The 24239-nt window shown below is 38.8% G+C and carries 22 protein-coding genes and 1 pseudogene; 18 read left to right on the top strand and 5 right to left on the bottom strand.

From position 1 onward, the window contains the following. Positions 1–20 precede the first annotated feature (20 nt). On the bottom strand, positions 21–689 hold the full coding sequence (locus P7J36_RS06085) for an MIP/aquaporin family protein (protein WP_105206696.1): 669 nt from the start codon (positions 687–689) through the stop codon (positions 21–23). Between the two features lie 308 nt (positions 690–997). Between P7J36_RS06085 and pezA the strand changes: the two genes are divergently transcribed. Further along, positions 998–1474, top strand: a complete 477-nt coding sequence (gene pezA / locus P7J36_RS06090; protein WP_408551505.1) for a type II toxin-antitoxin system antitoxin PezA — start codon at positions 998–1000, stop codon at positions 1472–1474. A gap of 257 nt (positions 1475–1731) precedes the next feature. Here pezA and P7J36_RS06095 read toward each other — a convergent pair. After that, positions 1732–1881: pseudogene (locus P7J36_RS06095) on the bottom strand (site-specific integrase); the annotation flags it as partial. Positions 1882–2206: 325 nt separating this feature from the next. On the opposite strand from P7J36_RS06095, the gene P7J36_RS06100 reads away from it, so the two are divergent. From P7J36_RS06100 to P7J36_RS06165, 14 genes are all read left to right on the top strand, one after another. Beyond that, entirely contained in the window at positions 2207–3805 is a 1599-nt protein-coding gene (locus P7J36_RS06100; protein ID WP_408551506.1) for a bifunctional aspartate transaminase/aspartate 4-decarboxylase, read from the top strand. A gap of 18 nt (positions 3806–3823) precedes the next feature. Beyond that, positions 3824–5557, top strand: coding sequence for an aspartate-alanine antiporter (aspT, locus tag P7J36_RS06105; protein WP_408551507.1), 1734 nt, complete (start codon positions 3824–3826; stop codon positions 5555–5557). A gap of 412 nt (positions 5558–5969) precedes the next feature. After that, positions 5970–6248 (top strand): hypothetical protein, encoded by a 279-nt coding sequence (locus tag P7J36_RS06110; RefSeq protein ID WP_408551508.1) that lies wholly within the window; start codon positions 5970–5972, stop codon positions 6246–6248. Between the two features lie 133 nt (positions 6249–6381). Continuing rightward, positions 6382–7149 (top strand): DeoR/GlpR family DNA-binding transcription regulator, encoded by a 768-nt coding sequence (locus tag P7J36_RS06115; RefSeq protein ID WP_024416030.1) that lies wholly within the window; start codon positions 6382–6384, stop codon positions 7147–7149. Between the two features lie 205 nt (positions 7150–7354). Further along, on the top strand, positions 7355–7777 hold the full coding sequence (lacA, locus tag P7J36_RS06120; protein ID WP_002935225.1) for a galactose-6-phosphate isomerase subunit LacA: 423 nt from the start codon (positions 7355–7357) through the stop codon (positions 7775–7777). Between the two features lie 26 nt (positions 7778–7803). Next, positions 7804–8319, top strand: a complete 516-nt coding sequence (gene lacB / locus P7J36_RS06125; protein ID WP_002941130.1) for a galactose-6-phosphate isomerase subunit LacB — start codon at positions 7804–7806, stop codon at positions 8317–8319. 9 nt (positions 8320–8328) lie between these two features. After that, entirely contained in the window at positions 8329–9261 is a 933-nt protein-coding gene (locus P7J36_RS06130; protein WP_024377392.1) for a tagatose-6-phosphate kinase, read from the top strand. Position 9262: 1 nt separating this feature from the next. Beyond that, the gene (lacD, locus tag P7J36_RS06135) at positions 9263–10240 is read left to right on the top strand and encodes a tagatose-bisphosphate aldolase (protein ID WP_277943858.1); all 978 of its coding nucleotides are present in this window, start codon (positions 9263–9265) and stop codon (positions 10238–10240) included. A 187-nt stretch (positions 10241–10427) separates the two neighbouring features. Then, positions 10428–11261 (top strand): PRD domain-containing protein, encoded by an 834-nt coding sequence (locus P7J36_RS06140; RefSeq protein WP_024418732.1) that lies wholly within the window; start codon positions 10428–10430, stop codon positions 11259–11261. Positions 11262–11498: 237 nt separating this feature from the next. Then, a complete protein-coding gene (locus P7J36_RS06145) occupies positions 11499–11816 on the top strand; it encodes a PTS lactose/cellobiose transporter subunit IIA (protein WP_003048451.1) in 318 nt (105 codons plus the stop codon). Then, entirely contained in the window at positions 11816–13495 is a 1680-nt protein-coding gene (locus tag P7J36_RS06150; RefSeq protein ID WP_024418733.1) for a lactose-specific PTS transporter subunit EIIC, read from the top strand. Before P7J36_RS06145 ends, P7J36_RS06150 begins: the two co-directional genes overlap by 1 nt. Positions 13496–13728: 233 nt before the next feature. Further along, positions 13729–15135: a 6-phospho-beta-galactosidase gene (gene lacG / locus P7J36_RS06155; protein WP_105212242.1), complete on the top strand. Its 1407-nt coding sequence runs from the start codon at positions 13729–13731 to the stop codon at positions 15133–15135. 64 nt (positions 15136–15199) lie between these two features. Further along, positions 15200–16093, top strand: coding sequence for an aldose 1-epimerase family protein (locus P7J36_RS06160; RefSeq protein WP_408551509.1), 894 nt, complete (start codon positions 15200–15202; stop codon positions 16091–16093). 51 nt (positions 16094–16144) lie between these two features. Beyond that, positions 16145–16984, top strand: coding sequence for a metallophosphoesterase (locus tag P7J36_RS06165; RefSeq protein ID WP_408551510.1), 840 nt, complete (start codon positions 16145–16147; stop codon positions 16982–16984). 195 nt (positions 16985–17179) lie between these two features. On the opposite strand, the gene rpmG is transcribed toward P7J36_RS06165, so the two are convergent. Both rpmG and rpmF read right to left on the bottom strand, forming a co-directional pair. Further along, entirely contained in the window at positions 17180–17329 is a 150-nt protein-coding gene (gene rpmG, locus P7J36_RS06170; RefSeq protein ID WP_002262412.1) for a 50S ribosomal protein L33, read from the bottom strand. A 15-nt stretch (positions 17330–17344) separates the two neighbouring features. Next, a complete protein-coding gene (rpmF, locus tag P7J36_RS06175; protein ID WP_002937589.1) occupies positions 17345–17527 on the bottom strand; it encodes a 50S ribosomal protein L32 in 183 nt (60 codons plus the stop codon). A 270-nt stretch (positions 17528–17797) separates the two neighbouring features. On the opposite strand from rpmF, the gene P7J36_RS06180 reads away from it, so the two are divergent. After that, entirely contained in the window at positions 17798–18412 is a 615-nt protein-coding gene (locus P7J36_RS06180; protein ID WP_408551511.1) for a hypothetical protein, read from the top strand. 199 nt (positions 18413–18611) lie between these two features. Further along, positions 18612–19895: a histidine--tRNA ligase gene (gene hisS / locus P7J36_RS06185; RefSeq protein ID WP_408551512.1), complete on the top strand. Its 1284-nt coding sequence runs from the start codon at positions 18612–18614 to the stop codon at positions 19893–19895. 80 nt (positions 19896–19975) lie between these two features. On the opposite strand, the gene adhP is transcribed toward hisS, so the two are convergent. Beyond that, positions 19976–21001, bottom strand: a complete 1026-nt coding sequence (adhP, locus tag P7J36_RS06190; RefSeq protein WP_105113142.1) for an alcohol dehydrogenase AdhP — start codon at positions 20999–21001, stop codon at positions 19976–19978. A gap of 442 nt (positions 21002–21443) precedes the next feature. Here adhP and adhE point away from each other — a divergent pair, with 442 nt between their 5' ends. After that, complete coding sequence (gene adhE / locus P7J36_RS06195; protein WP_408551513.1) at positions 21444–24095, top strand: bifunctional acetaldehyde-CoA/alcohol dehydrogenase; 2652 nt, start codon at positions 21444–21446, stop codon at positions 24093–24095. Positions 24096–24239: the final 144 nt, after the last annotated feature.

The raw sequence follows: 24239 nt of genomic DNA on the forward strand, positions 1-24239 counted from the left end.
CATCCCAAATGTCGTTGAACTTATTTTTCAGTTTCCAATAAATGTTGACCTACTAGAGCGGCAAGTGCAGCACCAACTAGCGGAGCAAGGATAAAGACCCAAACTTGGCTAAGAGCGGTTCCACCTACAAAAAGAGCTGGCGCCAAGCTCCGTGCTGGGTTAACTGAAAGACCTGTCACGTTCAAGCCCAAGATGATGAGCAAGGTTAAGGTCAAACCGATTACAAGACCTGCAATTTTTCCGTTGCCCTTACTTGCTGAAGTTACTGTAACGATAACTAAAACAAAGATAAAGGTTGCAATTGCTTCAAACAAGAAAGCACCTGCGGCATTTACAGTTGTAAATCCATTTTCTCCTAAACTTGCTGTTGAAAGTCCAGCATTTGACAAGAAGAAAATCAAGGTTGATGAGGCAAGGATTGCTCCCAAAACTTGTGCAACCACATAAGTAGCAAATTCTTGTGCATTCAAACGTTTGTTGATGAACATAGCCAATGAAACAGCAGGGTTCAAGTGTGCACCTGAAACAGTACCAATACTGTAAGCAGCCGCTACGATAGAAAGACCAAAGGCAAATGCAATTCCAAGATGACCAAGACCATCTACACCATTACCAAAAACAACAGCGCCAGTCCCAATAAAGACCAACATAAATGTACCGATAAATTCGGCTAAAAACTTCTTAGACATGTTTTTTTCTCCAGTCATATAGTGAAGCATTTTCATGAAAATTTCAAGAAAATAGACTTTGAACTTGTGCCAGCGGATGGGAAAGGTTAAAATATTCCTCTCAGATACAGTTAGCTTTTTGTTACTTTTTGCCAAAAAGTAACGTTTTTGTAGTTTTGACAGCCCTGTGATCCATCAAAACTACAAACGCTTTCCGCGGGGTCTTGCAGACGGCTAAGCCAAAAATAAGAAAACAAATAACGCACCAAAAATGGTGCGTTATTTGTTTTTGTGCTATAATGAAAGCAAATATGAGGAGGTCTTTATCTATGATTGGAGACAATATCAAGTCACTACGTCGAACACATGATTTAACACAACCAGAATTTGCGAAAATGGTCGGTATTTCACGCAATAGTTTAAGTCGTTATGAGAATGGAACTAGTAAAGTTTCAACAGAACTTATCGACCGTATTTGTCAAAAATTTAACGTCTCTTATGTTGATATTGTAGGGGAGGATAAGATGTTAGCACCTGTTGAAGATTACCAACTGACTTTAAAAATAGAAGTGATCAAAGAACGAGGAGCAGCCATATTATCACAGCTTTATAGATACCAGGATAGTCAAGATATTGCTTTTGATGATGAATCCAATCCTTGGATTCTGATGAGTGATAATTTGGCTGAATTAATCCATTCGAAAATCTACCTTGCCTATACTTTCGATGAGATCGAGCGTTACAATGGCTATTTAGGTGGTATTGAGCGGATATTAGATATGGTGAATCATCGGAAGGTGCCGTAATGAAACGGGAAATGTTCTGACTTCTGTTCGATATACAAAATGTAGAGATTTTGATTGTGTTAAATCAACAAAAAAGCACCTGAAACCATTGTTTCAAGTGCTTTCTTAGTTCAATTATTTCACCTCAGTAAAGGTTTGAAATGTTGTTTTAGCTGGCTAAAAACGTTATTAAATCAAGGTTTTTAGTATTTTCATTTAGAAAATGTAGTCAAAAATGTAGTCATTAGACTAGCCTGTTAGTTTAGCGATTTCTTTCAGATAAAGATTAACCATTTAGCCAAGTCATCATCATGTAGCACCATAACACGTTTATTAGTTAATTTTGGCTTGGGAGGAATTCTGACTGTGCGTGCTGGATTGTGGGTAAGACTAAAATTGGTTATGCCGAAATCAAAAATATCACTTATTGGCGTCGATTATAATCTAGTTTTTCTTTGTGAAACATAGGAAATACCTCACAACTCTTCTTAGCTCTATTATACGACTTTGCACAAAGAAAAGCCCTTGGAAACTTGTGTTCCAAGGACTTTGTCTTCAATCTGAGCCAAGGTAATTTTAAAAATTACCTTGGCTTTTTCGAAACTACACAAAGTTCACTATTATCAGTATTAACCTAAAGATAATGTACAAAATGGTTTGCGAATGATATAATTTAAGTACAAAAAAATGTTGATGTTTTTTTGTATTGTGGTTAGAAAAACTTATGCAGTTAGAAGAAAAGGAGAATTAAAGATGATTACAAAGAGCTTCGAAAGAAAATTAGAAAAACTTGGTGCATTTGAAATTAGCTTTGATATGTTGAAATTATCAGAAAAGAATGAGAAACATTTGAAATTTTTGAATGCAGGAAGAGGAAATCCTAATTGGATTAATACCTTGGGAAGATTAGCTTTTGCAAGACTGATGGAATTTGGCGTGTCAGAATGCAAAAGAACTCTAGATAAAGGAGATTTAGCTGGATATGTTGACTCCAATGGAATTGAGGAGAGGTACAATGCTTTTTTAAATCGTGACGATGAGGTGGATGTATTTCTTAAAAAGATCGTGGAGTATAGCGTAGACCATCTAGATTTAGATAAGAAAAGCCTTATTTTGGAGCTTACAAATGGCATTATAGGAAATAATTATCCGGTTCCCAGCCGTTGTTTGGAGAATACGGAGCACATCATCAATGCATTTCTCCAAAGTATTCTGTACGGAAAGGCTGACTTAAGAAAGGAAACGAAGGTATTTCCGGTAGAAGGCGGTACGGCTGCAATTGTTTATATATTTGATTCCTTAAAGCATAATGGACTACTTAATGATGGAGACCACATTGCAATCAACACACCGGTATTTACTCCTTATATTCAGATTCCGAGACTATCAAATTTTAATTTAACAGAGATCGATATTCAAGCAAGGGAAGAAAATCAGTGGCATATTCCAGATTCTGAATTTGAAAAGCTTTTGGACCCTTCTGTCAAGGCATTTTTCTTAGTGAATCCATCAAATCCCGGTTCCCGCAGTCTTACAGATGAGACTTTGGAACAGTTAAGAAAAGTAGTTGAAAAGCGCCCTGACCTTATTATTATCACAGATGATGTATATGGAACCTTTGTCAATAACTTCCGTACAGTTTATTCCGTTTGCCCGAGAAACACTATTTTAGTCTATTCGTATTCAAAGCTTTACGGGGTTACAGGATGGAGACTCGGAGTTATAGCAATTAATGAAGATAATGTTTTTGATGAACTGATTAAGAAGCTTCCTGAGAAGAAGAAAAAAGAACTAGAAAGCGATTATTCTATCGTTACACTTAATCCTTCGGAAATGAGCTTTGTTGAAAGGATATGCGCGGACAGCAGATCCATCGGATTGTATCATACCAGTGGGCTCTCCACTCCGCAGCAGATTATGATGGTTCTTTTGTCTATGACGCATTTGGTTCTTGAAAATGAAAAGGATCAATACATTGAAGCTTGTAAAGAAATTACAGCGATTCGTTACCACAATTTAATGTCTACATTAGGCTTACCTGAGGATAACAGTGATTCCAATGCTAAATATTATACACTGATTGACATATATCAACTTGCAGAAACAAATTATGATAAGAACTTCGCAACATGGCTTAGAAATGAATTTGAGGAAATAGATTTTCTTTTACATCTAGCAAAGGAAGAAGGTGTTGTGTTGATGGAAGGAGTTGGTTTTGGAGCAACTCCTGGTACAGTTAGAATTTCAGAAGCAAACCTAGAGGACAATGATTATAAGAAAATAGCAAACCGTATTATATCCCTTTTGAAAGAATATTACGAAAAGTATACAAAAGAGAAAAAAAAGCTATAGTATGGGGAGGAATTTAAAATGGATATAGGTTTAATCTCACATGAAGTGTTGGAAACAGCAGAACGTATTACGGTAACAGGTTTCTCTGATATAGCCCATTATTTGATTGCTAATCCAGTCATTTCTATCTTTATATGTCTTGCACTTGGATATTTTATTGGAAAGGTAAAGATAAAATCCTTTACGGTAGGTGCCACTGTAGGAACTTTGCTGGTAGGACTTCTCATTTCCCTAATATTGAAGGGGGCAGGAACTTATGAGATTGACGGAACTGTAAAGACAATCTTTTTCTCACTGTTTATTTTTGCTATCGGATATGAGGTTGGACCTTCATTCTTCGCAAGTTTAAAAAAATCTGGCCTTAAAATTATTGTCCTATCCATATTCTTCGCCGTGGTAGCCTTTGTCGTTTCTATAGTTTTGTTTAAGGCTTTTGGTATTGGAGCTGGAGAAGCTGGCGGAATTTTGGCAGGTAGTCTTACACAGTCAGCAATCTTAGGAACAGCGGATTCTACTATGAAGGCTATGCTTTCAGGAACAGAACTGAAAACGGCGGAAAGTCAAATGGCAGTTGCATATGCGCTTACCTATGTTTTTGGAACGATTGGGGTAGTGGTATTTTTGAAAAACGGTGCAGCGAAGTTAATTGGTGCAAATTTGACAGATACAGTTAAGAAGAAAATTGAGCAAACAAATTTCCATGAGTCTTCTTCGGAAAACACTGTGGTTGGAAATATTAAAGCACGTGCATTTTGCTTAGAAAAAGGTGCAGAACTTATTGGCAAAACAATCGGTTCGGTGGAAGAGCAGTACGAGGATGATCTTACAATAACGCAAATCATTCGAAAGGGTAAAAAGGTGACCCTTGCGCCAGATGTGCAGCTCCTGGAAGGGGATACGGTTACGATTATCGGACTTCTTGATGCAGTATTACATTTTGAAGCTCCGGGCATGAAGGAAACGGATGATTCGGAAGCCCTTAAGCTTGATGTGATAAAGCAGGAAATCGTTTTGACTAATCATTTCTCTCTGGATGTGATAAAGCATCTTTCAGAAAATGGAATTGTCATTTCAGAGAGGAAGAGAGACAACAATATCCTATCTGAAGATCAGGCGTTAAAAGCTCTCGACCACTTGACCTTGGTGGGACCAAAAGCTGCTATTTCTAAGGCTGTAAAAAAACTTGGGTATGTGAAGGATACAGGTACTGAGACAGACGTGGCCTTCATCAGCATGGGGCTTGTAGTTGGTCTATTAATAGGTGCAATCAGCTTCGTTGTATCCAAAATTCCGATTACACTTGGATCTGGTGGAGGAGCTTTAATTGGAGGACTTCTGTTTGGATATTATCAAGATAGACATTCTAACTATGGACTGATGCCGAAAGCAACCCGATGGTTTTGTAAGAGTGTTGGATTAAATCTCTTTATAGCCATTGTGGGACTTACTTCTGGAGCTTCCTTCATATCTGCATTGCAATCTATGGGCTTAAAGGTACTATTAATTGGTATTTTGGTAACCATTTTGCCTCATATTGCTTCCGTTTACTTCGGAAGATTTGTATTAAAGCTGGATGCTGTAGATATCATTGGATCTCTGTGTGGTGCCGGAACCTGTACCGCAGCGCTTAACGGAGTTGTGGAGGAATATGACTCCAGTATTTTTGCAGTAGCCTATACACCAGGATATGCAATGGGAAATATTTTACTTACAGTTTTAGGTCCTCTTGTAGTAGCAATATGCATACATTAGTTATTTGAGTAGATAAGATAGATTCATACATTTATTTTAAGGAAAAGTGGTTATATAATATTTAGCGTTGGTGAGAGAAAATTCTCTCCCAACGCTAAATTTTTGCAAAAAAATAGGAACACGCATCAAATCTCGTGTATAATTTAAATCGCACAAAATAAAAAACAAGGAGAAATGATATGTGTTCTAATGCTAGTAGAACAGAAATCTTAGGAATTAACGATAAGAATTTAGTAATAGTAATAAATCCATAATTCAAAAATATTTTAATTACCTTAATCCCAATGTAGCTACCTATAGAAATCTACACTTTAATATTGATGACAACAAAAATACCTTAGATATTGAAATAGTAAACAATAGTCAAACTATCAAAGCTGCCAATGTTCTGAGTTCTGGACAGCTTAATGTTTTGGCAATTTCAATTTTTATTGCAAAGAATATCGGTCAAAATAATTCAGCAATTGATTTTATTGCCATAGATGATCCTATTCAAAATATGGATGATATTAATCAATTTTCAATGATTGATGTTTTGGGGAAATTGAATAAACAACTTATTTTTACAACACATGATGCAAAATATGTAAACCTTTTTTTGAAGAAAAATGAGCTTCGGATGAATAATATTGCTGTTTACTATTTAGATGCTGAAGAAGGTAGATATGAGAATATACTAGACTATAACTAAGTGAAATTTTTTTATCTACTTATATCGTCAGTCTATAAATCCATAATCTGATGCTATTACCACAAATGTTCAAATTTCCAACATATTCTTGTTTATTTTTGATATAATGTAAAAAAACAACAAAGGATTAAACATGAATAAACGAGAACGACTAGAAGAAATTACACGATTGGTAAACAAAAAAGGCACCGTTCGAATTTCTGAGATAGTAGAATTGCTAAATGTTACTGATATGACTGTTCGACGTGATTTTATTGAATTGGAAGAGCAAGGTATCTTAACAAAAATTCACGGCGGTGCTAGAAGTAATAAAGCTTTTCAATATCGGGAATATTCCCATTCTGAGAAACACATTCAGAATAAGGAAGCCAAACAAGAGATAGCAGAAAGGGCTGCACAACTGATAGAAGATGGAGACACGGTGTTCTTAGGCCCAGGAACAACAGTGGCCTTTCTGGCTGAGGCCATTAAAAATCCTCGTCTCACTGTCATCACAAACTGTATGCCTGTTTTTACCATCCTATCTCAAAAGAAGACCGAGGAGTTTCAAGTCTTTCTCTTGGGGGGAGAATATCGCCAAGTGACAGAATCTTTTGTAGGAGAAATTACCAATACAAGTTTAGAAAAAATGCGATTCAGCAAAATTTTCTTTTCAGGTAACGGACTTAAGGGAACTGATGTCATGACCTCTACCCTAGCGGAAGCCTATACGCAAAATATTGCCATTAAACATTCGTTAGAAAAATATCTACTGCTGGATGCCTCGAAAATTGGAAAAGATGATTTTACTTCCTTTTGTGATTTGAATGATGTAACTGCTCTAGTGACCGATATGACTGCAAAGGATGAAAATTACCAATTATTAAGTAAGCACATCGAAATTATCACTACAAAATCATAAAGTTATCAAAACCAACAGTGAAATGTTGGTTTTTTGTTTGTATACGAAAAAAATAAACAAAAATAAAACAAAATATGTTGACTTTGTGTTTGTTTAGTTGTATAATTTAAACATAAAAAAGCGAAAACGCTTTTCTAAGTTTTGCAAAACAAAGATTTTCTGCCAAATATGGCTACAACTTTCTATTTTTGTTAGGAGATAGGTTATGACAATCATTATCGGTGCTGATCCAGCGGGCTCAAAACTAAAAGACGTTATTAAAGATTATTTGCTAGAAAAATCATATGACTTTAAAGATGTCAGTGATGGAAGTGATTTTGTTGATACAACTTTGGCAGTAGTTGCAGAAGTTAATCAACAGGAAGGAAATCTTGGCATTGTGATTGATGCTTATGGTGTTGGTCCATTTATGACCGCAACTAAAGTCAAAGGCATGATTGCTGCAGAAGTTTCAGACGAACGTTCTGCCTATATGACAAGAGGACACAACAATTCGCGTATTATTACAATCGGTAGTGAGATTGTAGGAGAAGGAATTGCTAAAAATATCGTTAAAGGATTTGTTGAAGGTGAGTATGATGGTGGCCGTCACCAAATTCGTGTCGATATGCTAAATAAAATGTGCTAATTGTTGTAAACAAAGGAGAATAAGAGATGAAAATTGCAATCGGTTGTGACCACATTGTAACCTATGAAAAAATCGCTGTGGTAGATTATTTGAAAAATCAAGGATATGAAGTATTGGACTTTGGGACTTATGACAATGTTCGTACTCATTACCCAATCTTTGGTAAAAAAGTTGGTGAAGCTGTTGCAAGCGGACAAGCAGATTTGGGAATTTGTATTTGTGGAACAGGTGTTGGAATCAACAATGCTGTAAACAAGGTACCTGGCGTTCGATCAGCTCTGGTTCGTGATATGACCTCTGCACTCTATGCAAAAGAAGAGTTAAATGCCAACGTCATTGGTTTTGGAGGAAAGATTACAGGTGAGTTGCTCATGTGCGACATCATTGAAGCCTTCATTAAAGCAGAATACAAACCAACTGAAGCAAACAAACGTTTGATTGAAAAGATTGCTGCAGTTGAAACGCTCAATCAAGAGCAGGCTAATCCAGAGTTCTTTACGGAATTTCTTGAAAAGTGGGATCGTGGAGAATACCACGACTAGGAGGCTCACATGATTTTGACAATCACTTTAAATCCGTCCGTTGATATTGCCTATCAATTGGATACCTTTCATTTGGATACGGTCAATCGAGTAGAAAAAGTTCAAAAAACAGCTGGAGGCAAGGGGCTCAATGTCACACGAGTTTTGAAACAAATCGGTGAAGATGTTGTAGCAACAGGCTTTATTGGCGGCGAGATTGGAAGTTATGTAAAGAAACAACTCACTCGAAATGATATTAAAAATTCCTTTGTGGAAATTGGGAGCGAAACACGTAACTGTATTGCGGTTCTTCATGATGGCAAACAGACGGAGATTTTAGAACAAGGACCAACTATTCAAGAACATGAAGCCTTGAATTTTATTGAACACCTTGAAATTATTCTGAACAATGTAGATGTAGTTGTCATTTCAGGAAGTTTGCCTAAGGGACTTGCTAGCAATTATTATGTTGAGATTGTAGAACTTTGTAAAAAATTCGGTGTAGCTGTTGTTTTGGATTGTTCTGGTGAGGCGCTGAAAAACGTTTTAGAAAGCCAGCAGAAGCCGACAGTTATTAAGCCGAATACAGAAGAGTTATCACAACTGATTGGTAAAGAAGTTACTGATGATATTCAAGAGTTGAAATCAGTTTTGTCTGGTCAACTTTTCCAAGGAATTGATTGGATAGTCGTCTCATTAGGAGCACAGGGGGCTTTTGCCAAGCACAATGACAAGTTCTATCGTGTCAGAATTCCAAAAATCAAAGTCGTCAATCCAGTGGGATCAGGAGATTCAACAGTTGCAGGTATTGCAGCTAGTTTGGTACATGCCTTACCTGATACAGAATTACTTAAAAAGGCTAATGTTTTGGGCATACTAAATGCCCAGGAAGAACAGACAGGTTATGTCAATTTAGAAAATGCAGAATCGTTGTATTCTCAAATCGAAGTCGAAGAGGTATAATATGGTAGTAACAACAGATAAAAGAAAATACATGGAAAAAGTAAGCAATGAAGCAGGTATTATTTCAGCTTTAGCATTTGACCAACGTGGAGCCCTGAAAAAAATGATGGCAAAACATCAGACAGAAGAACCTACTGTGGAGCAGATGGAAGAACTAAAGAAACTAGTTTCAGAGGAATTAACACAGTTTTCTTCCTCAATTCTGTTAGATCCTGAATTTGGTTTGCCAGCATCACGCGCCCGTGACGAACAGTGCGGTTTGCTCCTAGCTTATGAAAAAACTGGCTATGATACAAGCTCTACTAGTCGCTTACCAGATTGCCTAGTAGAGTGGTCTGTAAAACGACTAAAAGAAGCAGGGGCAGATGCTATCAAGTTCTTACTCTATTATGATGTTGATGGAGACCAATATGTCAACCTTCAAAAACATGCCTATATTGAACGCTTGGGTTCAGAATGTCAGGCTGAAGGTTTACCATTCTTCTTGGAAATTTTGAGCTACGATGAAACGATTGAAGACAATGCCAGTGTGGAATTTGCAAAAGTCAAACCTCGAAAAGTAAATGAGGCTATGAAGGTATTTTCGGACGAACGCTTTGGAGTGGATGTTCTCAAGGTAGAAGTACCTGTGAACATGAATTTTGTAGAAGGCTTTGGAACAGGGGAAGTTGTCTATACAAAAGAAGAAGCAGCCGAATATTTCCGTCAGCAAGAAGCGTCAACTAACTTACCCTACATTTATCTAAGTGCAGGTGTTTCTGCTAAACTCTTCCAAGATACTCTAGTGTTTGCACATGAAGCTGGTGCTAAATTTAATGGTGTATTATGTGGTCGTGCAACATGGGCTGGAGTTGTGCCAGTTTATATTGAGCAAGGGGAAGAAGCAGCACGAGAATGGTTACGAACTGTTGGTCGTGAAAATATTGAGGGACTTGATGCAGTCTTGTCTCAAACAGCAACTTCTTGGCTAGAAAAATAATTGAAAAATAACCATTTTCTTAAAAGAAAGGGTTTACATTTTCTGAGAATATGCTATAATAATCTCATCAGTAAGAATAGAGTGGATTGTAACTAATTCGATTAGGCAAGACTACAAATGGATTTGAGAGTGGGATATTCTCGGTTTGTTTGTAGTCTTTTTTTGCTTAAAAATATAGGAGGGATACATGTTTAGGATTATACAGTCACTAAATAATAACGCTGCACTGGTGAAAAATGAACATGGGGAACAGGCAGTTGTGATGGGATTAGGTATAACCTTTCAAAAGAAGAAAGGGGATTTAATTGTTAAGGACAAGATAGAAAATATCTTTTCGCTAAAAAATGATGAAGCCAAAGAAAATTTTCTAACCTTATTAAAAGATATTCCCTTAGATTTTATTTCGGCAACCTACACGGTTATTAATCATCTGGTAGAAACTTATCATTACCCTGTACAAGAATATCTATATGTGACACTGACAGATCATATCTATTGTGCATATCAGGCGGTTTTAAAGAATACCTATCAAGAAAGTAGGCTACCCAATATTTCAGCCGAATATCCATTGGAATATAAAATGGCGCGCGAAGCCTTAGCTATGTTTCGTGAAAAGTTGCTAAATGATTTTCCAAATGATGAGATTGGTAAAATTGCACTTCACTTAATCAATGCAAAAGGTGAAACAATTCATCCCACTAGTGAAGAACATGACATCAGTAAGAAAATTATTGCTGAGGTTGAACAAATTTTGATAGAGAACGGGATTAAACGCACAAAAGAAAATAGCAATTTTTATGATCGCTTTATGATTCATTTGTCCTATTTTCTGAATTACTTAGATAGATCCCATCAGTCAAATGAATCAATTGCTAGTTTGGAACAGTACATCAAGCTCCAGAATCCAAGAGCCCATCAGGTTGGAAGTCAGATTTTTGAGATGATTACATCATTGGTTGATGAGCCAGTAAATGATAGTGAAAGGTTCTATATTGTACTACATATTCAACGGTTATTGTAAATCATACTCTTCGTAAATCCAATTCAGACGTTGTTGCCTTAACTTGATGAGTGAAAAGCTCCAGTGGAGGTTTTCAGCCTGTTCCATTGAGATGAGAGGGGAACAGAGTTCTATCTACGTTTGATTGATACGAACTCGTTCGTCTTATTTCCAACCTTCAACAGCCCATTCCGAGACTGTTGAAGCTAGTCTGAATGGTATTTCCATTGAGTACATAAAAAATAGGAGGTTCATATTATGAACAGAGAAGAAATTACGTTATTAGGTTTTGAGATTGTTGCATTCGCTGGTGATGCTCGTTCTCGTTTGATGGAGGCACTGGCTGCTGCTCAAAAAGGTGATTACGCAAAAGCAGAAGAACTAGTTGAAGCTGCCAATGCTTGTATTGTTGAAGCCCACCATGCTCAGACAAGTTTGTTGCAGAAAGAAGCGGCTGGTGAGGATTTAGCCTTTAGTGTGACGCTCATGCATGGCCAAGACCATCTCATGACGACATTATTATTGAAAGATATGATGAGTCATATGATTGAACTTTATAAACGAGGTGATAAATAATGAACAAATTGATTGAATTCATTGAGAAAGGGAAGCCTTTCTTTGAAAAGATTTCGAGAAACCCTTATTTAAGGGCTATCCGTGATGGTTTTATCGCTGCCATGCCGGTTATCTTGTTCTCAAGTATCTTTCTAATGGTAGCATTTGTACCTAATATCTTTGGATTTACTTGGTCAGATGAAGCAGTTGCAGCTATCATGAAACCTTACGGTTATACAATGGGTATTGTAGCTGTCTTAGTTGCAGGAACGACCGCAAAATCTTTGACAGATGCGTTTAACCGTCAATTGCCAAAAACCAATCAAATCAACTTCATTTCAACCATGATTGCTTCAATTTCAGGTTTCTTATTACTGGCTTCTGATGGTATTGAAGGTGGATTTGCCAATGGTTATATGGGAACTAAGGGACTTTTGACAGCCTTTCTAGCAGCCTTCATTACGGTTAATATCTATAAGGTCTGTGTGAAAAACAATGTTACCATTCGTATGCCAGACGAAGTTCCACCGAACGTATCCCAGGCATTTAAAGATGTGATTCCATATGCATTGTCTATCTTTGTCTTGTATGGAATCGATCTTGTAACACGTCAATTCCTTGGAACAAACGTTGCTGAGGCTATTCTGAAATTATTTGAGCCATTATTTACAGCAGCAGATGGTTATGTGGGTATTACCATTATCTTTGGTGCCTATGCTTTGTTCTGGTTTGTCGGGATTCATGGTCCATCTATTGTTGAACCAGCAATTGCAGCCATTACTTATGCTAATATTGAAACCAACTTCCAGCTTCTACAGGCGGGTCAACATGCGGACAAAATCCTGACTTCAGGTACTCAAATGTTTATCGTAACAATGGGTGGTACAGGTGCTACCTTGGTTGTGCCATTCATGTTTATGTGGTTGACTAAGTCTAAACGAAATAAAGCAATTGGACGTGCTTCAGTTGTTCCAACTTTCTTTGGTGTAAATGAACCGATCTTATTCGGTGCACCACTTGTACTCAACCCCGTATTCTTTGTTCCATTCATCTTAGCTCCAATTGCTAACGTATGGATTTTCAAATTCTTTGTTGATACGCTAAAAATGAACAGTTTCAGCGTCAACTTAGCATGGACAACTCCAGGACCGTTGGGGATTGTAATGGGAACAAACTTTGCTCCACTCGCCTTTGCACTAGCTATCTTGTTGGTAGTTGTCGATGTACTTATCTATTATCCATTCTTGAAAGTTTACGATGAGCAAATTCTTGCTGAAGAACAATCAGGGAAAGTTGAAAATAGCTTGAAAGAGAAAGTGGCGGCTAACTTTAATACTGCCAAAGCGGATGCTATTCTTGAAAAAGCTGCAGTCGAAACCGAAATTTCTGAACAAACCAATGTTTTGGTACTTTGTGCAGGAGGTGGTACAAGTGGATTGCTTGCCAACGCTCTAACTAAAGCTGCAAAAGAATACGGTGTTCCAGTTACAGCTACAGCAGGAAGCTATGGGGCGCACCGTGAGATTTTGCCAGAGTATCAATTAGTCATCCTTGCACCTCAAGTAGCATCAAACTACGATGACATTAAACAAGAAACCGATGCATTGGGTATTAAACTTGCCAAAACTGAAGGGGCTCAATACATTAAACTCACTCGTGATGGTCAAGGTGCTCTTGACTTTGTCAAACAACAATTTTAGAACCTATATTCACAGTTCAGCACTTCCATCTAAGGCTAGTTTTTCAGCTACTCATCGTTAGTTTTTTTCAAAATACAGTCAGTATTCCCTCAAAAAACCGCCTTGATTAGCGAAAAACTATCTCTTATATACAAGCACTTCACTTGTGAATACAGGTTCTTAATCAAAAGGGGAGGGAGTGAAATCTCCAACTCCTACCCCTATATTTATTTTTGATAGAAGAAGGTAGGCATATGGTTAAAACATTACCAAAAGATTTTATATTTGGTGGAGCAACTGCTGCATATCAAGCAGAGGGTGCCACAAAGACAGATGGAAAAGGTCGTGTTGCATGGGATAAGTATCTAGAAGATAATTACTGGTACACTGCGGAACCAGCTTCAGATTTTTATAATCGTTATCCAGTTGATTTAGAACTAAGTGAACAATTTGGGGTAAACGGCATTCGTATTTCAATTGCGTGGTCTCGTATCTTCCCAACAGGCTTTGGAGAAGTGAATCCAAAGGGAGTAGAGTTTTACCATAAATTATTTGCGGAATGCCATAAACGTCACGTAGAACCATTTGTAACGCTTCACCATTTTGATACACCAGAAACGCTACATTCTAATGGTGACTTTCTAAATCGAGATAACATTGAACACTTTGTCAATTATGCAGCATTTTGCTTCAAAGAATTCCCTGAAGTTAATTACTGGACGACCTTTAATGAAATTGGTCCAATTGGTGACGGTCAGTATCTTGTTGGGAAGTTCCCACCAGGTATTCAGTATGACTTAGCTAAAGTATTCCAATCTCATCACAATATGATGGTTTCACATGCCAAGGCAGTTAAGCTCTACAAGGATGCTGGTTATAGTGGAGAAATTGGTGTTGTACATGCATTGCCAACGAAATATCCTTATGATCCAACCAATCCAGACGATGTCCGTGCAGCGGAACTTGAAGATATTATTCACAATAAATTTATCCTAGATGCTACATACTTGGGTTACTATTCAGAAAAGACCCTTGAAGGTGTTCGCCATATTCTGAAAGTAAATGGTGGGGAATTAGACCTTCGTGATGAAGACTTCGCGGCCTTAGATGCTGCAAAAGATTTGAACGACTTCTTGGGCATCAATTACTATATGAGTGATTGGATGAGAGCTCATGATGGAGAAACGGAAATTATCCATAATGGTAAAGGTGAAAAGGGAAGTTCTAAGTATCAAATCAAAGGAGTCGGTCGTAGAGAGTCTCCAGTTGATATTCCAAAAACGGACTGGGATTGGATTATCTATCCGCAAGGCCTTTATGATCAAATCATGCGTGTGAAAAATGACTATCCAAACTATAAGAAAATCTACATCACTGAAAATGGCCTAGGCTATAAAGATGAGTTTGTAGATGGTACAGTCTATGACGATGGTCGAATCGACTACGTGAAAAAGCATTTAGAAGTGATTTCAGATGCTATCTCAGATGGTGCCAATGTTAAAGGTTATTTCATCTGGTCCTTGATGGATGTATTTTCTTGGTCAAATGGATACGAGAAACGATATGGATTGTTCTATGTTGACTTTGAGACCCAAGAACGTTATCCAAAGAAAAGTGCTTATTGGTATAAAAAAGTAGCAGAAACACAGGTTATTGAATAAAACTAATACAAGGATGCCTAGCTCAAGTTAACATCCTTGTTTTCATATAAGGGAGGCAGTTTTTATGCTCGAATTAAAAAATGAGAACTTAACAGTACAATTTTCTGAATTAGGTGGGCAAATGACTTCGATAAAAGACAATGATGGTGTCGAGTATCTTTGGCAAGGAGATCCGACCTATTGGAGCGGTCAAGCGCCAGTTCTATTTCCGATTTGTGGAAGTTTACGAAATGATTGGGCTATCTATGAACCTGCAGAAAGACCGACATTTACAGGCACAATTCCAAGGCATGGACTTGTGAGAAAAATGCTGTTCAAAAATGTAAATAGTGCTGAAAACTCTTTGGAATTTTCTATTTCATCAAATGAAGAAACCGTAAAAAATTACCCATTTGAATTTGAACTTTCCATTAACTACTCACTATTTGGCAATACAATTCGAACTGAATATCAGGTGAAAAATCTTGAAGGACATAGAAAGCTACCTTACTTTATTGGGGGTCACCCAGGTTTTAATTGTCCCTTGTTGGATGGTGAGAGTTATGAAGACTATTATTTAGAATTTGAAAAAGTAGAATCTTGTACAGTACCTAGAAGTTTTCCAGAAACTGGCTTACTTGATCTGCGAGACCGCCGACCATTCTTGGAAAATCAAAAGACCTTGGACTTGTCCTATCAACTGTTTGAGCACGATGCCATAACATTGGATCAATTAGTATCACGAAAGGTAACCTTGAGATCCAAAAATCATCAGAAGACTCTTTCTATTGCATTTGATGATTTTCCATATTTAGTGATTTGGTCAACTACAAATCAGAGTCCCTTTATCGCTTTAGAGCCATGGAGCGGACTCTCTACTTCACTGGAAGAATCTGACATATTCAATGCCAAACGAAATATTAGTTACGTCGCTCCAAAAGAAGTTGATAAAAAACATTTTGATATTATTATTGAGTAAACTCTTGAAAATGTTTGCTCGTTACAGAAATTTGGTAAAATAATTCATATAATGAAAAAACTAAAAAATAGTAAGCCACGATGGTTTATTCTTATTTGTATCCTAATTTTTCTTGCTTTAGGTTTTGACAGTCGGCTTCAAGTAACTCATTACAGGCTTGTTAGTCCCAAAATATCTCGACCAGTCAGACTTGCTCTAATTACTGATTTACACTCATCAAATTACGGTAAAAACCAGATACAAATCTTGGAAGTATTAGAGAAAGAAGGCCCAGATATCATTTTATTAGGTGGTGATATTTTTGATGATGAACTTTCGGACAAAAAAACACTAGAACTGTTGAGCGGGCTAAGTAAATTTAATCATACTTACTATGTGTCAGGTAATCATGAAATATGGAGTAATCGATATAAACAGATGCTAGAACATCTGCGACAACAGAATGTAGCCATATTATCTGGAAACACTAGTAGAGTTGATATACGGGGGCAGTCAATCACTATTTCAGGCATTGACGATCCTGAATATTTTCAAAAGTATGATACTAGTGTGAATTTGCTAGACCAACTTGAAGACATAAAAGGGAAGCAAATAAGCACTGACTTCCAAGTTTTACTAGCGCACCGACCAGAACTAATTGATACTTATCAAAAGTATGGATTTGATTTAGTGTTATCTGGTCATGCGCATGGAGGACAATGGAGAGTGCCTTATTTGGTTAATGGTGTATTTGCGCCTAATCAAGGTTTTCTTCCGAAATATGCAGGTGGTTTATATGAAGTTGAAAATTCGTATTTTATTGTAAGCAGGGGTCTGGCCAAAGAATCTACACGAGTACCAAGATTCTTTAATCGCCCAGAAATTATCGTTGTAGATCTTGTTAATCAGTAACTTTGCTCTTTTCCAATCACTCAAAAACCCCACTGACTTTCATTAGCCAGTGGGGTTTATTACTTATCCGAATCAAAATCTTATTTCAAAAAAGGTAGTGGTTCGACTGATTTGTACTGCAATGTAATGAAAGTTCATCTTTCAAAAATCGCATTAAATCAAGGTTTCTACCGTCTATTGACGTGTAGTGAATCCCTATTTCACCTCAGTAAAAATCACGTGCTTACGCAATTTTGGTGAGTATTTTTTCAATTGAAGACGGTCTGGAGTGTTACGTTTGTTTTTTGAAGTAAGGTACAAACGCTCACCAGATTCTTTGTGTTCAAGTGTAATATTTACGCGCATGGTATCTCCCTTCTATTATTCAGCTGAAGCAGCCTTAGCGATTTTACGTCCTTTGTAGTATCCTTTCAAAGATACACGGTGAGAACGTGAGTAATCTCCAGTAGTTTCATCAAATTTCACAGTTGGAGCTGCTACTTTATAGTGAGTACGACGTTTGTTTTTCTTCGCTTTTGAAGTGCGACGTGCAGGTACTGCCATTTCTTTCTTCCTCCATTAAATTCAGGGCCAAGCCCCTTTTAAATCTAAAATAGTGCGTATGACTTTCGTCAACTGTAACAGTATAACAAAAGTTTTTTGTAAAGTAAAGTTACTTGACAGATTTTTTTAAAAATTTTACCAAATTTTATTCACCTAAATTCCCACCTAAAGAAATTTTGCTATAATGTTCAAAAAGACGCAAAATTCACTTGACAGTATATATAATGGTTGTTGGACGAGTTCCAATTATTCAATATGAAGGAGAACTGTATGAAAACAGTTGGGAAGTTTTTTGCGAAAAAGTTGGCTAGCCTCTTGGTCTTTTTGCTGGTGTTAGGTATAGGAATTTTCTGGTTTAGAAATAGCATCCTAGCATGGTTCCAAGGAACCCACAAGGTTCAATATGAGTTTGTCATTAAGAAGTTTGAAGCGGAAAGCAAGCTGGTTGTAGCAGGTGCTGAGGTGGACACGACTGCCAACCAGACCTTTGAAAACAATAAATTAAAGGAATGGCCAGACTGGACAGAACCGATTACCAAGCTCTTTGTAGGACGTGAGATGACTGTTGATATTCCTGTGCAGACGGAGTTCAAGTTGGTCTTGGAAGGGATTGGTCAGTCAGATGTTCAGATTCAAAATAATACCTTGACCTTCAAGAAACCTGTGCTTGTCGAAGTTGATTCTCAGCAACACGGAGAAATCAAAATCAGCAATAATAGCAATGGCCTGCTAGACAAGGCGGTCGATGTCTTCACTTCTGGACAAAAGGCTCAGGAATTTTTAAATGATAAATCCCAAGAAGCCATTTACAAGACAAGTGAGGAAGTCTTGAATGATGCAGGACGCCAAGAAAAAGTAGCGGCCTTTGCAGAAATAGCCTTATAAAACCTCCTCAATCTCAACTCAGAAGAAAAACTTGAGGTTGAGATCGAAGTGGCCGACTTGAATTTCCATATTGTAGACAAGAAATAGTTTTTTAAACAAGGTCGTGTCAGTAGGCACGGCTTTTTGTCTGCTCTGCCATTTCCAAAAAAGCCCAAAATATGATAAAATAAGGAAAAGTTTTAGAGAAATGAGAAGGCCTATGAAATTACAAAAACCCAAAGGGACCCAGGATTTACTACCGCAGGATTCTGCTAAATGGCAGTACGTGGAAAACTTTACCCGTAGCATTTTCAAACAGTACAATTACGCTGAGATTCGCACACCGATTTTCGAGCATTATGAGGTGATCAGCCGTTCGGTAGGCGATACGACAGACATTGTGACCAAGGAGATGTACGATTTCTATGACAAGGGAGAGCGTCATATCACCCTCCGTCCAGAAGGTACGGCACCGGTTGTTCGTTCTTATGTAGAAAACAAGCTCTTTGCTCCAGAAGTGCAAAAGCCAGCTAAGTTCTATTACATGGGCCCAATGTTCCGCTACGAGCGTCCACAGGCAGGTCGTCTCCGTCAGTTCCACCAGATTGGTGTGGAGTGCTTTGGTTCCAATAACCCAGCGACAGACGTAGAAACCATTGCTATGGCCTATCACTTCTTTGAAGAGTTGGGGATCAAGGACATCCGCCTCCACCTCAACAGTCTGGGCAATCCAGAGAGTCGTGCCGCCTACCGTCAGGCTTTGATTGACTATTTGACACCGCTCAAGGAACAGTTGTCTAAAGATAGCCAGCGCCGTTTGGAAGAAAATCCTTTGCGTGTGTTGGATTCCAAGGAAAAAGAAGACAAGGTCGCAGTGGAAAATGCACCGTCCATCTTGGATTACTTGGATGAAGAAAGTAGAATCCACTTTGAAACTGTCAAGTCCATGTTGGACAGCCTAGGCATTGCTTATACCATTGACACCAACATGGTACGCGGTCTGGACTACTACAACCACACCATTTTCGAGTTTATGACAGAAGTGGGTGGCAACGACCTGACCATCTGTGCCGGCGGTCGTTATGATGGTTTGGTGTCCTATTTCGGTGGACCAGAAACACCAGCTTTTGGCTTTGGTATGGGGATTGAACGCCTCATCCTCGTCCTTGAAAAGCAAGGCATCGAGCTCCCTCTCGACACCCAGCTAGATGTCTACATCGCAGTTTTAGGTCAGGAGGCCAATGGCGGAGCGCTTGAGTTGGTTCAAGCCATTCGCAAGCAAGGCTTCCGAGCAGAGCGAGATTACCTTGACCGCAAGCTCAAGGCCCAGTTTAAGTCAGCAGATGTCTTTAGAGCTAAGGCCATCATTACCCTAGGAGGTAGTGAAATCGAATCTGGACAGGTTGTGGTTAAAAATAACCAGACAAGAAGTCAAGTTGAAACAAGCTTGGAAACACTTAAAACAGATTTTGCAAGTATTTTAGAAGAATTGGAGAAGCAGTAGTCTAAAGCTGCTTCTTTTTATTTTAGAAAGTAAAAAAGAAGCGATTGGATAATCACTTCTTGAAAATAGTGGAGAACGCATTAGTGTGAGTGGCAGAAGTCTAAGACCATGCGGCCTTGAATAGTTCCCGCTGCCATTTCATCAAAGACTGCTTCGGCATCTTCGACAGGACGTTTTTGAACGACTGGAACAACTAGTCCCATAGCACCGAAGTGGAAGGCCTCTTCTAAATCTTTACGAGTACCAACTAGTGAGCCGACCACTTTGATACCGTCTAGCACAGTCTTCACGATACTGAGGTCCATGTATTCAGATGGAAGTCCAACAGCCACGACATAGCCACCTGCACGAACGCTGTCAATAGCCTGGTTGAAGGCAACCTTAGAAACAGCCGTTACGACAGTTGAGTGGGCACCGCCTCCCGTTACTTCCTTGATATAGCCAGGTACGTCTTCTACTTCAAGTCCATTGATGATAACATCTGCGCCGACTTCCTTGGCTAATTCTAGCTTGTCATTGTTAATATCGACAGCAATAACGTGGGCATTAAAGACTTTCTTAGCGTATTGGACTGCAAGGTTGCCAAGGCCACCAGCACCGTAGATGACAATCCATTGGCCAGGTTCCAAGTGCGCTTCTTTGATAGCCTTGTAGCAGGTTACGCCAGCACAGGTGATAGAACTTGCTTGAGCTGGATCAAGACCTTCTGGAACTTTTACTGCATAGTCTGCTGTTACAATACATTGCTCAGCCATACCACCGTCAACAGAGTAGCCTGCATTTTTAACAGTACGGCAAAGGGTTTCCCGACCAGTTGTACAATATTCACAAGTGCCACAACCTTGGAAGAACCAAGCAACACTCACACGATCGCCAACTTTTAAGCTAGTCACATCTGGAGCAATTTCAGTCACAATACCGATACCTTCGTGACCAAGAACACGACCAGGAACCTTACCAAAGTCACCTTGAGCAACGTGTAAGTCTGTGTGACAAACACCGCAATACTCAATCTGAACCAAAGCCTCGCCAGTTTCAAGTGGACGAAGTTCTTTTTCGACAACGACAACACCAGTAGATTCTGGATTAACAACAACTGCTTTCATGGCAGACCTCCTATTAAATTGCCACATTTTTATAAAATGTGTTAATATATTTATTTATTGTTAATAATATCACAAAAACCAACATAATGCAAGTATATTAATAGATGTTAATGCGAGTATTGGTTTGGAAATAATCAGAAATTTATCCATATTTTTTCACAAAAGTTGTTTGCTTGTAAGCGTTTTCTTGTTAAAATAGAAGCTAAGGAGAAGTTTGTGTTGATTTTCGCTCAGTGATGAGTTGACAAGGGTAGTTTTTGGGAATTTACTGAAAATAGTCAGAAAAATATCGGAAAACGGAGATAAAGCGAGCGTTTTCAAAAATAAAACAGAAAAAATGTGAAAAAATTAACAAATTCTCTTTACAAATAAAAATAAAAGTTGTAGAATAACATTGTGAAAAAGTTAACAAAATGTTGACGAGAAAATTTGGAGGAACACAATGGCTGATAAAAAAGTTGTATCACCAGAAGAAAAATTAGTAGAAGCTCGCAAACACGTTGATGAGCTTGTTCAAAAAGGATTGGTTGCTCTTGATGAGTTCCGCAAACTTGGTCAAGAAGAAGTAGACTACATTGTGGCCAAGGCTTCGGTAGCTGCTCTTGACAAGCACGGTGAATTGGCAATGCATGCCTTTGAAGAAACCAAACGTGGTGTATTCGAAGATAAGGCGACGAAGAACTTGTTTGCCTGCGAACACGTGGTTAACAATATGCGCCATACAAAAACAGTTGGTGTCATTGAAGAAGATGAAGTAACAGGCTTGACCTTGATTGCCGAGCCAGTTGGTGTTATCTGTGGTATCACTCCGACAACCAACCCAACGTCAACTGCTATTTTCAAGTCATTGATTGCTTTGAAGACACGCAACCCAATTGTCTTTGCCTTCCACCCATCTGCACAAGAATCTTCAGCCCATGCAGCGCGTGTTGTCTATGAAGCAGCAGTAGCAGCTGGTGCTCCAGAAAACTGTATCCAATGGGTTACAAAACCATCTATGGAAGCAACGTCTGAGTTGATGAATCATGACGGAATTGCAACAATCCTTGCGACTGGTGGTAACGCAATGGTACGTGCGGCATACTCTTGTGGTAAACCAGCTCTTGGTGTAGGTGCGGGTAACGTTCCAGCCTATATTGAAAAATCTGCTAACATCCGCCAGGCGGCACACGATATCGTCATGTCTAAGTCATTTGACAATGGTATGGTCTGTGCGTCAGAGCAAGCAGTTATCATTGATAAAGAAGTATACGATGAGTTTGTGGCTGAATTCAAATCTTACAAAACCTACTTTGTTAATAAGAAAGAAAAAGCTCTTCTTGAAGAATACTGCTTCGGTGTGAAAGCCAACAGCAAAAACTGTGCAGAAGGCAAATTGAACGCTGACATCGTTGGTCGCCCAGCTGCATGGATTGCTGAACAAGCTGGTTTCTCAGTACCAGAAGGTACAAACATCTTGGCAGCTGAAGTTGCTGAAATCGGTGAAAAAGAGCCATTGACTCGTGAAAAATTGTCACCAGTTATCGCTGTCTTGAAAGTGGATGGCCGTGAAGAAGGTCTTGAAGCTGCTCGTCAAATGGTAGAATTCCACGGTCTAGGTCACTCTGCTGCTATCCATACTGAAGATGCTGAACTAGCTAAAGAATTTGGTACAATCGTGCGTGCTATCCGTGTTATCTGGAACTCTCCATCTACTTTCGGTGGTATCGGTGATGTTTACAATGCCTTCTTGCCATCATTGACACTTGGTTGTGGTTCTTACGGACGCAACTCTATCAGTGATAACGTAAGTGCTATGAACTTGCTCAACATCAAGAAAGTAGGAAGACGTAGAAATAATATGCAATGGTTTAAAGTTCCTTCTAAAACATACTTCGAACGTGACTCTATTCAATATCTCCAAAAATGTCGTGACGTTGAACGTGTCATGATCGTTACAGACCGTGCCATGGTAGAACTTGGATTCCTAGATCGTATCATCGAACAATTGGACCTTCGTCGTAATAAAGTTGTTTACCAAATCTTCTCAGACGTTGAGCCAGATCCAGACATCACAACGGTTTATAAAGGTACAGAATTGATGCGTACCTTCAAACCAGATACAATCATCGCACTCGGTGGTGGTTCACCAATGGATGCTGCCAAAGTTATGTGGCTCTTCTACGAACAACCAACAGTTGATTTCCATGACCTAGTTCAAAAATTCATGGATATCCGTAAACGTGCCTTCAAGTTCCCAGAACTTGGTAAGAAATCTAAGTTTATCGCGATTCCAACTACATCAGGTACAGGTTCAGAAGTAACACCGTTTGCCGTTATCTCTGATAAAGCAAACAACCGTAAATACCCAATCGCTGACTACTCATTGACACCAACTGTGGCAATCGTTGACCCAGCGCTTGTATTGACAGTACCAGCACACGTTACAGCTGATACTGGTATGGACGTATTGACCCACGCAACAGAAGCCTATGTTTCAACTGTAGCTAATGACTTCACGGACGGTTTAGCTCTCCAAGCTATTAAACTTGTTTTTGAAAACCTTGAAAGCTCAGTGAAGAATGCGGACTTCCACTCACGTGAGAAAATGCACAACGCATCTACCATTGCAGGTATGGCTTTCGCCAACGCCTTCCTAGGTATTTCTCACTCAATGGCCCACAAGATTGGTGGACGTTTCCACACAGTTCACGGTCGTACAAACGCTATCTTGCTTCCATACGTAATCCGCTACAACGGTACACGTCCAGCTAAGACAGCGACATGGCCTAAATACAACTACTACAAAGCGGATGAAAAATACCAAGATATTGCACGTATGCTCGGTTTGCCATGCTCAACCCCAGAAGAAGCAGTTGCTGCTTACGCACAAGCTGTTTACGACCTCGGTGAGCGCATCGGTATCCAAATGAACTTGAAAGCACAAGGTATCGACGAGAAAGAACTCAAAGAACACTCTCGCGAATTGGCTCTTCTTGCCTACGAAGACCAATGTACACCAGCTAACCCTCGCCTCGCAATGGTTGACCATATGCAAGAGATTATCGAAGATGCCTACTATGGTTACAAAGAGCGTCCAGGTCGTTTGAAATAATCCTATTCCGTCGTCTTTCGTCGTTAGATTTCCTCGGTGAACTATAGTTCTACCCTCGTCAATCTGCCTAGAACGACTTAGGACTAGAATTATTTCGGTCGTTCGCCTTGTCTCGTTTAGAAAATCATTCTTTGATGGTTTAGC

This window comes from Streptococcus suis (assembly GCF_046032115.1).
Lineage (GTDB): Bacteria > Bacillota > Bacilli > Lactobacillales > Streptococcaceae > Streptococcus > Streptococcus suis_AJ.

Excerpts from the sequence above, each read along its gene's own strand:
- P7J36_RS06115 (WP_024416030.1), top strand. The coding sequence starts at position 6,382 with ATGAATAAACGAGAACGACTAGAAGAAATTACACGATTGGTAAACAAA.
- adhP (WP_105113142.1), bottom strand. The coding sequence starts at position 21,001 with ATGAAAGCAGTTGTTGTTAATCCAGAATCTACTGGTGTTGTCGTTGTC.
- rpmG (WP_002262412.1), bottom strand. The coding sequence starts at position 17,329 with ATGCGCGTAAATATTACACTTGAACACAAAGAATCTGGTGAGCGTTTG.
- lacD (WP_277943858.1), top strand. The coding sequence starts at position 9,263 with ATGGTAGTAACAACAGATAAAAGAAAATACATGGAAAAAGTAAGCAAT.
- P7J36_RS06180 (WP_408551511.1), top strand. The coding sequence starts at position 17,798 with ATGAAAACAGTTGGGAAGTTTTTTGCGAAAAAGTTGGCTAGCCTCTTG.
- adhE (WP_408551513.1), top strand. The coding sequence starts at position 21,444 with ATGGCTGATAAAAAAGTTGTATCACCAGAAGAAAAATTAGTAGAAGCT.
- P7J36_RS06145 (WP_003048451.1), top strand. The coding sequence starts at position 11,499 with ATGAACAGAGAAGAAATTACGTTATTAGGTTTTGAGATTGTTGCATTC.
- lacA (WP_002935225.1), top strand. The coding sequence starts at position 7,355 with ATGACAATCATTATCGGTGCTGATCCAGCGGGCTCAAAACTAAAAGAC.
- P7J36_RS06130 (WP_024377392.1), top strand. The coding sequence starts at position 8,329 with ATGATTTTGACAATCACTTTAAATCCGTCCGTTGATATTGCCTATCAA.
- P7J36_RS06085 (WP_105206696.1), bottom strand. The coding sequence starts at position 689 with ATGTCTAAGAAGTTTTTAGCCGAATTTATCGGTACATTTATGTTGGTC.
- P7J36_RS06150 (WP_024418733.1), top strand. The coding sequence starts at position 11,816 with ATGAACAAATTGATTGAATTCATTGAGAAAGGGAAGCCTTTCTTTGAA.
- P7J36_RS06140 (WP_024418732.1), top strand. The coding sequence starts at position 10,428 with ATGTTTAGGATTATACAGTCACTAAATAATAACGCTGCACTGGTGAAA.
- hisS (WP_408551512.1), top strand. The coding sequence starts at position 18,612 with ATGAAATTACAAAAACCCAAAGGGACCCAGGATTTACTACCGCAGGAT.
- P7J36_RS06160 (WP_408551509.1), top strand. The coding sequence starts at position 15,200 with ATGCTCGAATTAAAAAATGAGAACTTAACAGTACAATTTTCTGAATTA.
- lacB (WP_002941130.1), top strand. The coding sequence starts at position 7,804 with ATGAAAATTGCAATCGGTTGTGACCACATTGTAACCTATGAAAAAATC.
- pezA (WP_408551505.1), top strand. The coding sequence starts at position 998 with ATGATTGGAGACAATATCAAGTCACTACGTCGAACACATGATTTAACA.
- P7J36_RS06100 (WP_408551506.1), top strand. The coding sequence starts at position 2,207 with ATGATTACAAAGAGCTTCGAAAGAAAATTAGAAAAACTTGGTGCATTT.
- aspT (WP_408551507.1), top strand. The coding sequence starts at position 3,824 with ATGGATATAGGTTTAATCTCACATGAAGTGTTGGAAACAGCAGAACGT.
- rpmF (WP_002937589.1), bottom strand. The coding sequence starts at position 17,527 with ATGGCAGTACCTGCACGTCGCACTTCAAAAGCGAAGAAAAACAAACGT.
- P7J36_RS06165 (WP_408551510.1), top strand. The coding sequence starts at position 16,145 with ATGAAAAAACTAAAAAATAGTAAGCCACGATGGTTTATTCTTATTTGT.
- lacG (WP_105212242.1), top strand. The coding sequence starts at position 13,729 with ATGGTTAAAACATTACCAAAAGATTTTATATTTGGTGGAGCAACTGCT.